A 12,636-nucleotide genomic window follows, 5' to 3' on the forward strand; every position below is an offset into this window, starting at 1 on the left:
CTGAACTACCGCATTCAGAGGACGAAATGCCCAGGGGCTAGCTGCCGTCGGAGACGTAGATGGCGCTCGGCGTGATCGTGTACAGCTGGCCGTCGGGACCCGCGACCTCGTCACGCGTGCGGCCGAGGTTGGTCCAGAGCTTGCCGCCGTTGCCGTTGAGGTCGAGCTTGTAGGTACCGCCCTTGAGCGAGGCCAGGTACAGCGAGCCCTTGTAGGCCGCGAGCCCGCTCGGCGTCGCCGAGGACGTCGGCCAGGCCTTGACCGGGTTGGTCATCCCCGCCGTGTTGCACGGGCCTTCGCAGGTGGGCCAGCCGTAGTTCTTGCCGGGCTCGATCTTGTTCAGCTCGTCGAGCTTGTTCGCGCCGATGTCGGAGTTGTACAGCTGGCCGTTCACCCAGGTCAGCCCCTGGACGTTGCGGTGGCCGTAGGAGTAGACGCGGCTGTTGAACGGGTTGCCCGGCGCGGGCGCGCCGTCGGTGGTCACCCGCAGGACCTTGCCGCCGAGGGAGTTCTTGTTCTGCGCGTTGGCGCCGTTCTGACCGTCGCCGGTGCCCGCGTAGAGGTACCCGTCCGGACCGAACCGGATCCGGCCGCCGTGGTGGTACTGCGAACCGCGCGGGATGCCGGTGACGATCGGTGTCGGCGTCTGCCCCAGCTTCAGCTTGGCGATGCGGTTGTCGGAACTGGTCGTGTAATAGATGAAGACCGTCTGGTCGGTGGCGTACTGAGGCGAGACCGCGATGCCGAGCAGGCCGGCCTCCGCCGTGACGCTCACCCCGGGAATGGTCTGTACCGTGGTGACCTTGCCCGCCTTGTCGATCTTGCTGATCGTCTTGGCGTCCTTCTGGGTGAAGAGGCCGGTGCCGTCAGGCAGGAAATCGATCGACCAGGCCTGGTTGAGCCCGCTCGCGAGCTGTCTGATCGCCTGGACGGACGGCGCTTCGGCCGCCGTCGCGGCCGGAACGGCGACGACCGCGGCGGCCGTCATGGCGGCGAACGTGGCGGCGAGAGTACGACATGAGGACATGGGACGCCTCCTTCAGCTACACCCCTGGAGCCCGGATGGCGGCGGATGACGGAGGGTCGGGTGCCCCCGTCGAGTTGGATACAAACACACCACAGGATGAAACGGACACCACTGGACGGGCTAAGGCAAGCGCTTTCCGTTAACCGTTGTGTGCGCCGAGCGTGACCGGCGGGACAACTCCATCCCCCATAGGTAGGCAACTTTACAAAACCCGCCCGGAACTTGGCTCTTACGTCTGGTCAGAATCGGCGGCCCGCTTCTAAGGTGACGGGGCTCGGCCCTGTTCGATCCCATGTGGACGTTAGGAGCGGAAATGATCGAAACCATCGAGGTATGGACCACGCCCGACTTCGTCGAGTACGAAACCCCCATGGAGGTCACCGCTTACGCGGCCCGCATGGAGGACTGATTTCGCATCCGGTGGTGGGGGCCGCCCCCCACCACCGCGCCGCCGTCCCGATCAGCCGGCCGTTGGAGGCAGCACGGTGTCCCTCATGTCGTCGTCGGATTTCATCGCGGCCTTGCGCGGGCTTTCGCACCGTTATTGGGGCACGCACCCGTTCCACGAGCGGATGCACCGCGGCGACCTGTCTGAGGACGAACTGAAGATCTGGGCCGCGAACCGCTGGTATTACCAGTGCGTCCTCCCGCAGAAGGACGCGGCGATCATCAGCAACTGCCCGCTGCCGGAAATCCGCCGCGAATGGCTGGACCGCATCGTCTATCACGACGGGGCGAGAACCGGAGAAGGCGGAACCGAGCGATGGCTCCGGTTGTGCACCGCTGTGGGACTCGACCGCGAAGAGGTTCTCGATCAGCGACACGTCGTACCGGGCGTGCGCTTCGCCGTCGACGCCTACGTGACTTTCGCGCGCACGAAACCTTGGCTCGAAGCGGTCGCTTCCGGGCTGACCGAAATGTTCGCCGGCCATCTCATGCAACGGCGGGTCGCCGACATGCTGGCGAACTACCCGTGGATCGCCAAGGAAGACCTCGCCTACTTCACCAATCGCATCGACAAGGTCTCCGGCGAAGGCAAAGGCACGCTCGACATCGTCGTGCGGCATGCGGTCACCCGTGAGCAACAGGAGAAGGCGATCGCCGCGCTGTCGTTCAAGACCGACGTACTCTGGTCCATGCTCGACGCCATCGAGCGCGCCGCGGCCAAGGAGTAGCGATGACCACCATCACGACCGGCTCCGTGCCGCGGCTGCGGCGCGGGGTCCGGCTGAGCTACGACCAGACCAGGGAAACGCACGTTCTGCTCTTCCCTGAAGGTGTGCTCGTCCCGAATCCGACGGCGGCCGCCGTGCTCGGGCTTTGCGACGGCGAGGCGGACGTCGCCGCGATCGCGGCCGCGCTGCGCGAGCGCTATTCCGGTGTCCGTGAGGAAGAGATCCTGGACGTCCTGTCCCGGCTGGGAGATCGGCGGATCGTCGAATGGACCTGAACACCGCCACCGCCGCGCCGCCGCTGGGGATGCTGGCTGAACTGACCCATCGCTGCCCGCTGCATTGCCCGTACTGCTCGAATCCGGTCGAACTGCTCGCCCGCGAAGACGAACTGTCCACAGAGGAATGGCTGTCCGTGCTCACGCAGGCCCGGGAGCTCGGCGTACTCCAGGTGCACATGTCCGGCGGCGAGCCACTCGCCCGGCCGGACTTGCCCATCCTGGTCGAGCACGCCACGAAACTGGGTTGTTACGTCAACCTGGTGACGTCCGGCCTCGGGCTCACCGAGTCCAGATTGGACGATCTCGTCGAACGCGGTATCGCGCACATCCAGCTGTCCGTCCAAGGCGCGACAGCCGAGCGCGCGAACCGGCTCGCCGGGGCGCGGGCCCACGACCGGAAACTGGTCGTCGCCGAACTGATCAAGAAGGCGGGTCTGCCGCTTTCGGTGAACGTCGTCCTGCACCGGCAGAACCACGACCAGCTGGCCGGGATCATCGAACTGGCCGAGAAAATGGGCGCGGACCGGCTCGAACTGGCCAACACGCAGTACTACGGCTGGGCACTGCGAAACCGCGACGCCCTGATGCCGACCAGGCGCCAGCTCGACGATGCCGAACCGATCGTGCGCGCGGCCACCGAACGGCTGCGCGGCAGCATGGAGATCATCTACGTCGTCGCCGACTACTACGAGCAGTACCCGAAGCCTTGCATGTACGGCTGGGGCGCGCGGCAGCTGACTGTGGCGCCCGACGGGAACGTGCTGCCGTGTCCGGCGTCGACCGCGATCGAGACACTGGAACTCGACAACGTGCGGACCATGCCGCTGGCCCGGATCTGGTACGAATCCAGTTCCTTCAACGCTTACCGCGGCGAGGACTGGATGCCGGAGACCTGCGGGACCTGCGAACGGCGCTCGATCGACTTCGGCGGCTGCCGGTGCCAGGCGTTCCAGCTCACCGGTGACGCCGCCGCGACGGACCCGGTGTGCTCTCGTTCGCCGCATCGCGACGTCGTCGATCTCATCCTCGCCACGCCGCCTCGCACGGACGAACTGGTCATGCGGGCGCCCCGATGAGAGTGATCCTGCTCGGCACCGCGGCGGGTGGCGGTTTCCCGCAATGGAACTGCGCCTGCGCACTGTGCACTTCGGACGCACCGCACCGGACGCAGGACTGTGTCGCGGTGAGCGCGGACGGCAAGGCCTGGTACCTGCTCAACGCGTCTCCGGACATTCGCGCCCAGATCCTCGCCACGCCGCCGCTCCGTGCCGGGCCGGGGCCGCGGGAGATCCCACTGCGCGGGGCGCTGCTCACCGACGCCGAACTCGATCATTCGCTCGGCCTGCTCATGTTGCGGGAAGCCGGCGGACTTCCGGTGTGGGCACCGGACGCGGCACTTCGCGCACTCTCCGAGCAATTCCCCGCGCGGTCGATCATCGACGGCTACGGCGGCTGGGACTGGCTGCCGACGTCGGGGATCGCCATCGACGGGCTCCGGGTGAGCGTGCTTCCGGTGAGTGACAAACGACCGAAGTACGCACGGTTGTCCACAGAGGACGGTCCATGGGTGGTGGCGTACCGGGTCGAGGACGTCCGGACCGGCGGTGTCTTCGTGTACGCGCCATGCCTGAAGAGCTGGCCGGAAGGGTTCGACGACTTCACTCGCGACGCGGGGCTGGTACTGCTGGACGGCACCTTCTACGCGCCGGACGAGATGTCAGGGGCCACCGAGGCCAAGGTCGGGGACGGCGCGCAACTGGCGATGGGGCATCTGCCGATCACCGGCAGTCTCGCGAAACTCCGGCCCGGACCGCGCTGGGCCTATACGCATCTGAACAACACGAACCCCGTCGTCGACCCGTCCTCACCGGAGCACGCCGCCGTACTGGACGGCGGCGCCTCGCTTCCCTTGGACGGTACGGAGTTCAAGCTCTAGGAGATGCCTTCCGGACTCGCGCCCGACACGGGGACGGCGTCGGCGGTGAGCCGGTCGATCTCCGCGAGGTCGTCCGCGGTCAGGTCGACATCGGCCGCGGCGAGACTGGCTTCGATGTTGGCCGCCTTGCGCGCGCCCACGATCGCGACGTGCACACCCGGCTGGGCGAGTGCCCACGCGATCGCGAGCTGACTGACCGAGATCCCGTTGTCCGCGGCGAATTCCTTGAGCCTGTCGACGACGGCGAGATTACGCCGGAAGTTCTCTCCGGTGAACGCCGAGGAGCGCGAACGCCAGTCGGTCTTCTCGAACGTCGTCTCCGGGGTGAAGGAGCCGGTGAGCAGGCCACTGCCCAGCGGGCTGTAGACGAGCACGCCGATGTCGTTCTCCCGCGCGTAGGGCAGCGGATCGGTCTCGATGTCACGGCGGAACAGGTGGTACGGCGGCTGCAGGGTTTCCACCGGACGGGTCTTGCCGAAGGCGGCGAGCTGCTCGGCGTCGTGGTTCGAAACGCCGATGTGCCGGATCTTCCCCGCGTCGACGAACTCCTGGAGGATCCCCGCGGTCTCCTCGGCGGGCGCGTCGGAATCGGGCCAATGGATCTGGTAGAGGTCGATGTGGTCGACGGCGAGGAAGCGGAGGCTGTCCTCGATTCCCCGCGTCAGCCACTCGCGCCGGGAGTCGCGTGGCCGTTCGGATCGCGGCTTGATACCGCCCTTCGTGGCGATGACGATGTTGTCGCGGTCGCGTTTGAGTTCCTCACGCAACGCCTTCCCGAGCAGCGCCTCGGATTTCCCGAAACCGTAGGCCTGGGCGGTGTCGAAGAAGTCGACCCCGAGTTCGCGGGCGTGGCGGATGGCGGCGATCGCCGCGTCCTCGTCGAACGAACCCCAGTCCCCGCCCAGCTGCCAGGTGCCGAAGGCGATCCTCGACACCTCGAGACCGCTCCTGCCCAATGTCGTCGTACGCATGTTTCCAGCACAGCACAGACGTCGGTGCACCGCACCGGATCTCCCGGCCAACGAAACCCCCAACCAACTGTTTGCCGGTGGATGTCCCGACGGTTGATACTCGTCCCCATGCCGGATTCGCCGACCCTCGAAGGACTTCGCGTCCTCGCCCATCCCGTACGGCTGCGCATTCTGTCGCTTTTGACCGGTGCCGCGATGAGCGCGGCCGAAGCCGCCCGCGAACTCGGCGAGACACAGGCGAACGTCAGCTACCACTTGCGGCGACTGCACGAGGCCGGACTGCTGGACGTCGCCGAGGAGGTCCGGATCCGGGGAGGGCTCGCGAAACGCTACCGGCACGATCCGGAGTCCGGCACGCGGTTCGACGACCGACGCGGAAATGTGGGCCGACCGCGAAGCCTGGGAAAAAGCGCTCGGGCACGCGCGTGAACTCCAGCAGGCTCCTGCACACGGCCACACGGCCGCCCCGGACTCGCGGCACGATCCCGGTCAGCGTGACGGTCGCGATGTTCGAGATGACGCCATCGTGACCTCACTGCGCGAGCCCCTGCGCCACCACAACTTCCGCTGGCTGATCGGCGGCCGTACGTTCGGCGAGTTCGGCAACGCCGTCGCCCCGCTCGCACTGGCGTTCGCGGTGATCGACCTGACCGGTTCGGCCGTCGACATCGGCATCGTCGTCGGCGCGCGGTCGGTGGCGAGCGTGCTGTTGCTGCTGTTCGGCGGGGTACTGGCGGACAGGCTACCGCGATCGGTGATCCTGCAGGGCACCGAACTCGCCGCGACGCTGACCCAGGCGACCATCGCGGCGAGTGTCCTTTGTGGATTCGCTTCCGTCCCGTTGCTGGTCGCGCTGAGCGTGGTCAACGGCGCGGTGGCCGCGATCTCCGCGCCCGCGTCGGCGTCACTCACGCCGTTGACGGTGCCCGTCGAACTACTGGCACCGGCCAACGCGCTGGGCAGGCTGCTCTCGAACTCCGGCCGGATCGCCGGCGCCGGACTCGGTGGCCTCCTGGTCACCGCGGTCGGCCCCGGCTGGGCACTCGGCGGGAACGCGCTGTTGTTCCTGGGCTCGGCCCTGTCCTACCGGCGGATCCGGCTCAACCGCCGGGAACGGATCCCCGGCAGCCGCCCACTGGCGGAACTCGCCGAAGGCTGGCGCGAGTTCCGGTCACGGACCTGGGTATGGGTCGTGGTCGTCCAGTTCATGGTGGTGAACGCCGTCATTGCCGGCGGGATCGCGGTGCTGGGCCCCGTCGTCGCCGACAACACCTTCGGCCGCTCCGGCTGGGGATTCGCCCTCGCGGCACAGACGATCGGCTCGCTGGTCGGCGGCGTCCTCGTCGCCCGCTGGCAACCCCGGCGCGCGTTGTTCGTCGGAGTCGCGGTGATCCTTTTCGAGGCTCCGCCCTTGATCCTGCTCGGCCAGGCGCCCTTGCTGCCGCTGCTGCTGGCGGCCATGTTCGTTTCCGGCCTGGCGATCGAGCAGTTCGTGGTGGCGTGGGACGTCTCGCTGCAGGAGAACGTGCCCGAGGACAAACTCGCGCGCGTCTACTCCTACGACATGCTCGGTTCCTTCATCGCCCTGCCGCTGGGGCAGATGGCGGCGGGACCGGCGGCGCAGCACTTCGGGATCGGCACGACGTTGCTCGCGTGCGCCGCGCTGGTCGTGGCCGCCACCTGCCTCGCCCTGTGCAGCGGGCAGGTGCGGGGCCTGGTCCGCAAGACCCACGTGGCCCGGCCCTGACCGCACGCCCTCGCGAGCGATAGCAAAGGTCCCTTGCTCCCTTTCCACAGGTCACGGCCAGGGACGGACCTCCTCGAGAAGCTTCGCGACCGCGAGCACCAGGTCGTCGGAGTGCCGGGGACCGACGATCTGCAGGCCGACCGGGAGACCGCTGGAGGTACGGCCCGCCGGAACGCTGATGGCGGGCTGCTGGGTCATGTTGAACGGGTAGGTGAACGGCGTCCAGTCCGGCCAGCCGCTCAGTCCACTGCCCGGCGGCACCTCGTGTCCGGCCTCGAAGGCGGGGATCGGGACGGTCGGCGTGATCAGCACGTCGTAACGCGTGTGGAACTCGCCCATCAGGATGCCCAGTGCGGCCCGCTCGGCGTTGGCACCGAGGTAGTCGCTCGCCGAGAAGGTCTTGCCCAACTCCCACACCTTCCGCAACCCCGGGTCGACCTTGGTCTCCGAACCGGCGGGGAAGGTGTCCAGCCATTTGGCCGCGCCGGTCGACCACAGGATGTCGAAGGCGGGTTTCGGGTCGCTGAAGCCGGGATCGGCCTCTTCGATGTGCAGGCCCGCGTCGCCCAGCGACTGGACCGCCGACTTGACGATCTCCGCGACCTCCGGGTCGACGTCGACGAAACCGAGCGTCGGCGAATAGGCGGCGATCAGCCCGCGCACGTCCCGGCGGACGGCTTCGCGGAAAGTCGAGACGGGCGGAGCGAGCGCGGCCGGGTCGCGGTAGTCGGGCATCGAGAGGACGTCGAGCAGCAGCGCGGTGTCGTCCACCGAACGCGCCATCGGACCGGCGTGTGACAGCGGGCCGAACGGGCTCGCCGGGAACAGCGGAATCCGGCCGTGTGTCGGTTTGAGGCCGACGATTCCGCAGAACGACGCCGGAATCCGGATCGAGCCACCGCCGTCGGTGCCGACGGAGAGGTCACCCATGCCCGCCGCGACGGCCGCGGCGCTCCCGCCACTGGATCCGCCCGCCGTCTTCGACAGGTCGACCGGATTGCGGGTGATCCCGGTCAGCGTGTTGTCGGTGACGCCTTTCCACGCGAGTTCCGGTGTCGTGGTCTTTCCCAGCAGTACCAGGCCGTTCTCGCGCAGGCGCGCGGTGACCGGGCTGTCGACGTCCCACGGCTGGTCGGGGTCGATGCACCGCGACCCGCGCAGCGTCGGCCAGCCCTGCGTCAGGAACATGTCCTTGATCGAAGCCGGGACACCGTCGAGCCAGCCGATCGGATTGCCGTCGCGCCAGCGGACCTCGGACGCTTTCGCCTGTTCGAGTGCGCGATCGGCGTCGACCAGGCAGAAGGCGTTGGTATCGCCGTCACGTTCTTCGATGGCGCGCAACGCGTTCTGCGTGGCCTCGACCGGCGACAGTTCTCCGGTGGCATACGCGGCGACCAGCTCGCTCGCGGTCGACTTGGTGTCGTTCATCCGGCCCCTAACCTTGGCGAAGCGTCTCCGACGGCACGTATCCGAGCCGCTTGTCCACGACGTTGCGCAGTGGCTCCCCCGCGCGCCAGCGACGGAAGTTGTCCGCGAACACCTCTACCAGAGTATTACGCCAGCCGACGAAGTCGCCCGACATATGCGGCGAGATCAGCACGTTCTCCATGGTCCACAAAGGACTTTCAGGAGGCAGCGGCTCGGTGTCGAAGACGTCGAGCGCCGCACCGCCGAGCGGCCCGTCCCGCAGCGCGCCGACCAGGTCGGCGGTGACGACCAGTTCACCGCGGCCGACGTTGACGAACCGTGCGCCGGGCTTCATCGCGGCGAAGGTTTCGGCTTCGAACATGCCTTTCGTCTGCTCGGTCAGGGGCGCGACCGCGACGACGTAGTCCGCCTCGGGAAGGTGGCGCGTCAGCTCCGAGGACGCGTACACGTCCCCGAAGTCGGGATCACCCGCACGAGCACGGCGTCCGACGCCGGCCACCGACATCCCGGCCGCCCGCAACAGCCGGGCGATCGACCGGCCGATGGGCCCGGTACCGACCACCAGCACCCGGCGGCCGTCGATCCGTTCAGTCTCCCGGTGCCGCCACTCCTTCCGCCGCTGCAGCTCCCACGACCGGACGAAATCCTTGGCGAAACCGAGGATGACGCCGAGGACGTACTCGGCGATCGCTCCGTCGAACACACCACGCGAATTGGTGAGCACGACGTCGCTCTCCTGCAGCCCGGGGAAGAGCACAGGGTCGACGCCCGCACTGGCGATGTGCAGCCAGCGCAGCCTGTCGGCCGCATGCCACGCTCCGGGAACCGCCGTCGAAAGGAAGTCGTAGACGAAGAGCGCGTCCGCTCCGGATAACGCATCAGCCAACCCGGCCTCGTCGGTGTAACGAACCACCGCTCCGGCTTCGATAGCGCGCATGTCCGGTGGGCGCGCGTCTCCGCAGAGCACCGCCAGCACTGGGGTCTCCGAGGCGATCACGTTGACACCGTAAAAGTGGCTCGTATGATTGTCAACAATCCGAGGAGCGACCCCCGGAGCGCCGGACTGTGACTGCAGAAGTTTCCGGAGGCTGAGACTTGGATTTCGACTTACTGGAGTTCGAAGGGCCCTTGGCGCAACGCGGCATCGGCGTGATCGCTCCCTTCGACCTGGCCCTGGAACGCGAGCTGTGGCGCTGGGTGCCCATGGAGGTCTCCCTCCATCTGGCACGGACGCCCTATGAGCCCGTGCCCGTCAGCATGGAGATGGCCCAGCTCGTCAGCGACAGCAGACACCTCGCCGCCGCCACGAGGGACGTACTCCACGTCGAGCCCGAAGTCGTCGCGTATCTGTGCACCTCCGGCAGTTTCGTCAACGGTGTGGACTACGAACGGTCCCTGACCAAGGCGATCTGCGACGCGGGCGCTCCGGACGCCGTCACCACCTCCGGAGCACTGGCCGAGGTCCTGCACCAGCTCGACCTCCACCGGGTCTCAGTACTGACGCCCTATGACGGCGACCTGACCGGGAAGCTGCACGACTTCCTGGACGAACTCGATGTGCACACCGTCTCGAGCGATCACCTCGGCCTGGGGGGCGGCATCTGGAAGGTCAGCTACCGCACCATCGCCGAACGCATCCTCGCCGCCGACCACGCCGACGCGGACGCCATTTTCGTCAGCTGCACCAACCTCCCCACCTACGATCTGATCGAGCCGCTCGAAAGCGCGCTCGGCAAACCCGTCCTCACCGCGAACCAGCTCACGATGTGGGCCTGTCTCCGGCGGATGAACCTGCCGATCGTCGGGCCCGGCAAGTGGCTCCGCGAGGTCGATTGACCTCTTCCCCTACGATTGTCGACAATCTGCCTCCGGAGGTCCCGTGCCCATCACGCCGCTCACCCCACCCGAGCCACCGTCCGAGACGACCACGATCGGGTTCATCTATCCCGATCACGCCGCCGAAGACGACTACCCACTCGCGGAACAGCTCCTCGGCGGGGACATGGCCGGGATCAAGCTGCCGGTCGAGCACATCTACGGGACCGATCTGCACGCCGTGCCAGAACTCCTGGACCTGGGCAGCGAAAGCCGTCTCGCCGATGGTGCCGCGCTATTGGCCAAGCACGAACCGGACGCGGTGGTGTGGGCGTGCACCAGCGGCAGCTTCGTCTACGGCTGGGAAGGCGCCAGGGACCAGGCCGACCGACTGGCCGCCGTCGCGGGTGTCCCGGCGTCGAGCACCTCCTTCGCCTTCGTCCACGCCGCTCAAGCGCTCGGCGTCCGGCGGGTCGCGGTCGCCGCCAGCTACCCGGACGACATCGCCCGCTTGTTCGTCGACTTCCTCGACGCCGGCGGGATCGAAGTGATCTCGATGGGCAGCGCGGACATCGACACCGCCGCCGAAGTCGGCGGACTCAGCCCGGAGGCCGTGGTCGAACTCGCGGTGAGCCGCGACCACCCGGACGCGGACGCCCTGCTCGTCCCCGACACCGCCATGCGCACCCTTGGTGAGATCAACACGCTCGAAACGCGCCTCGGCAAGCCGGTGCTGACCGCCAATCAGGTCACCGTCTGGGAGGGCCTGCGGCTCACCGGGAAATCCCCGCTCGTCCGCACGCTGGGCGCGCTGTTCGGGCAGAGAGGCAACTGAACCATGTCCTTGCCGGATATCGAGCCGGTCAGCCGGGAATCGACCGCCGGGATCATCGCGCGCCAGTTGCGGGACGCGATCATGACCGGCGCTCTCCCGCCCGGCACCCAGCTCGGCGAGACCGAGCTGGCCTCCCGTTTCCAGGTCTCGCGAGGGCCGTTGAGGGAGGCGATGCAGCATCTCGTCTCCGAAGGGCTCCTGCGCAGCGAACGCCACCGCGGCCTGTTCGTGATCGACCTCGAACCCGGCGACGTCTACGACATCTACTCGGCGCGCTCGGCCATCGAACGCGCCGCGATGCTGCGGGCGCTGCGCGGCGACCGGGAGAAGGTCGCCGCCGAACTCGAACAGGCCGTGAGCGCCATGGCCGTCGCCGCCGGCGACGACGACCCGACCGCGCTCTCCTGGGCCGACCTCCGCTTCCACGAAGCACTGATCGCGGCCTCCGGCAGCAAGCGGCTCGCGCGGATGGCGCGCACCCTGCTGATCGAGACGCGGATGTGCCTCACCGCGCTGCAGGGGACCTATCAGCGGGTCGAAGAACGGGTCACCGAACACACCCGGATCATCGAGGCCCTGCGAGCCGGTGACGAGGAGACCGCGCTTTCGCTGCTGGAAGCCCATATGGAGGACGCCGTCCAGCGGCTGGCGCCGGGGACCAGCCTGCGGGAAGGCGAAGCTCCCGCGGTGCCCTAGGGATTCAGCCACGGCCGCGCGCTCCCAGCACCGGCTGCCCGCCTGTCCCACCGCGGAATTCCCGGTCCCACGGCCAGTTTCCGTGCTCGTCCTCGTACACCAGTTGCAGAGCACGGAAATCGGGGCCGTACAGGAGGACGGCGGTGAGCAGGTGCGCCGACGGCGAACTGAGCGAGACGACCTCGAACGCCGGCCAGCCGACCTCCGCCGGCAGCACCTCACCGGGTTCCGGCGGGCCCGACCGGACCATCCGCTGAGCGAAATAGTTCAGCAGCTGTCCGGATCTTCGCTCTCTCAGCCCCGTGACGACGAGTTCCGGAATCCCGGCGTCGGTGAGCCCGACCGTGTACCCGAAGCCGGGTTGGGCGTAGCCGCGCTCGACGGTCTGCACCATCCAGCCGTACTTCCGGATCAGCGGACGGACCTCCTCGGTGAGGTAGTCATCGCGTGTCTTGCCGGGGTTGTCGCAATGCCAGCACATCGGCACTCCTCCAGTCGTCGAATTTCGGTGATCGACACTGTGCACCGGAGCACCGACAAAAACCGCTGGACGGTTTCAGCGTCCACAAGAGACATCTTCTGGCGATCGCGCGTCCGATTGATTTCTCTGTGTACGGCCCTACGTGGGGTCGCTCGTCGGGCCCGTGAAGGCCTCCTTGCCTACCCTGAAGGTAGCGAAGGGGCGGCGGATTCATGCGGTCGTCGCAACATGCTCTATTTAGGACAGT

General features: G+C 67.8%; 14 protein-coding genes and 1 pseudogene. 10 read left to right on the plus strand and 5 right to left on the minus strand.

Annotated elements, in window-relative coordinates:
• Window positions 1-37: 37 nt before the first annotated feature.
• Entirely contained in the window at window positions 38-1,027 is a 990-nt protein-coding gene (locus AVL48_RS21000; RefSeq protein WP_061982358.1) for a PQQ-dependent sugar dehydrogenase, read from the minus strand.
• A 313-nt stretch (window positions 1,028-1,340) separates the two neighbouring features.
• Between AVL48_RS21000 and pqqA the strand changes: the two genes are divergently transcribed.
• The 5 genes from pqqA (at window position 1,341) to pqqB (ending at window position 4,416) form a co-directional block, all read left to right on the plus strand.
• Window positions 1,341-1,436, plus strand: a complete 96-nt coding sequence (pqqA, locus tag AVL48_RS21005; RefSeq protein ID WP_007033797.1) for a pyrroloquinoline quinone precursor peptide PqqA — start codon at window positions 1,341-1,343, stop codon at window positions 1,434-1,436.
• An 85-nt stretch (window positions 1,437-1,521) separates the two neighbouring features.
• On the plus strand, window positions 1,522-2,202 hold the full coding sequence (gene pqqC, locus AVL48_RS21010) for a pyrroloquinoline-quinone synthase PqqC (RefSeq protein ID WP_061982359.1): 681 nt from the start codon (window positions 1,522-1,524) through the stop codon (window positions 2,200-2,202).
• Window positions 2,203-2,204: 2 nt separating this feature from the next.
• Window positions 2,205-2,477, plus strand: coding sequence for a pyrroloquinoline quinone biosynthesis peptide chaperone PqqD (gene pqqD / locus AVL48_RS21015; protein WP_061982360.1), 273 nt, complete (start codon window positions 2,205-2,207; stop codon window positions 2,475-2,477).
• The gene (gene pqqE / locus AVL48_RS21020; RefSeq protein WP_061982361.1) at window positions 2,468-3,556 is read left to right on the plus strand and encodes a pyrroloquinoline quinone biosynthesis protein PqqE; all 1,089 of its coding nucleotides are present in this window, start codon (window positions 2,468-2,470) and stop codon (window positions 3,554-3,556) included. The genes pqqD and pqqE overlap by 10 nt, the downstream gene beginning before the upstream one ends.
• Entirely contained in the window at window positions 3,553-4,416 is an 864-nt protein-coding gene (gene pqqB / locus AVL48_RS21025) for a pyrroloquinoline quinone biosynthesis protein PqqB (RefSeq protein WP_061982362.1), read from the plus strand. Before pqqE ends, pqqB begins: the two co-directional genes overlap by 4 nt.
• Here the strand turns inward: pqqB and AVL48_RS21030 are convergent.
• On the minus strand, window positions 4,413-5,387 hold the full coding sequence (locus tag AVL48_RS21030) for an aldo/keto reductase (protein ID WP_061982363.1): 975 nt from the start codon (window positions 5,385-5,387) through the stop codon (window positions 4,413-4,415). The genes pqqB and AVL48_RS21030 overlap by 4 nt on opposite strands.
• Window positions 5,388-5,495: 108 nt before the next feature.
• Between AVL48_RS21030 and AVL48_RS21035 the strand changes: the two are divergent.
• Window positions 5,496-5,917, plus strand: a pseudogene (locus AVL48_RS21035) (helix-turn-helix domain-containing protein).
• On the plus strand, window positions 5,914-7,134 hold the full coding sequence (locus AVL48_RS21040) for an MFS transporter (RefSeq protein ID WP_143104718.1): 1,221 nt from the start codon (window positions 5,914-5,916) through the stop codon (window positions 7,132-7,134). Before AVL48_RS21035 ends, AVL48_RS21040 begins: the two are co-directional and overlap by 4 nt.
• A 51-nt stretch (window positions 7,135-7,185) precedes the next feature.
• Here the strand turns inward: AVL48_RS21040 and AVL48_RS21045 are convergent, their stop codons facing one another.
• Entirely contained in the window at window positions 7,186-8,562 is a 1,377-nt protein-coding gene (locus AVL48_RS21045) for an amidase (RefSeq protein ID WP_061982365.1), read from the minus strand.
• A 7-nt stretch (window positions 8,563-8,569) separates the two neighbouring features.
• Complete coding sequence (locus AVL48_RS21050) at window positions 8,570-9,559, minus strand: D-2-hydroxyacid dehydrogenase (RefSeq protein ID WP_082857710.1); 990 nt, start codon at window positions 9,557-9,559, stop codon at window positions 8,570-8,572.
• Between the two features lie 98 nt (window positions 9,560-9,657).
• On the opposite strand from AVL48_RS21050, the gene AVL48_RS21055 reads away from it, so the two are divergent.
• The 3 genes from AVL48_RS21055 to AVL48_RS21065 are packed head-to-tail and all read left to right on the plus strand — an operon-like array spanning window position 9,658 to window position 11,908.
• Entirely contained in the window at window positions 9,658-10,398 is a 741-nt protein-coding gene (locus AVL48_RS21055; RefSeq protein WP_061982366.1) for a maleate cis-trans isomerase family protein, read from the plus strand.
• Window positions 10,399-10,441: 43 nt separating this feature from the next.
• Complete coding sequence (locus AVL48_RS21060) at window positions 10,442-11,212, plus strand: maleate cis-trans isomerase family protein (RefSeq protein ID WP_061982367.1); 771 nt, start codon at window positions 10,442-10,444, stop codon at window positions 11,210-11,212.
• Between the two features lie 3 nt (window positions 11,213-11,215).
• A complete protein-coding gene (locus tag AVL48_RS21065) occupies window positions 11,216-11,908 on the plus strand; it encodes a GntR family transcriptional regulator (RefSeq protein ID WP_061982368.1) in 693 nt (230 codons plus the stop codon).
• Window positions 11,909-11,912: 4 nt separating this feature from the next.
• Here AVL48_RS21065 and AVL48_RS21070 read toward each other — a convergent pair whose 3' ends face one another.
• Window positions 11,913-12,389, minus strand: a complete 477-nt coding sequence (locus AVL48_RS21070; protein ID WP_061982369.1) for a DUF4262 domain-containing protein — start codon at window positions 12,387-12,389, stop codon at window positions 11,913-11,915.
• Window positions 12,390-12,636 lie beyond the last annotated feature (247 nt).

Origin of the sequence: Amycolatopsis regifaucium, from assembly GCF_001613935.1 — a bacterium.
GTDB classification, from domain to species: Bacteria; Actinomycetota; Actinomycetes; order Mycobacteriales; family Pseudonocardiaceae; genus Amycolatopsis; species Amycolatopsis regifaucium.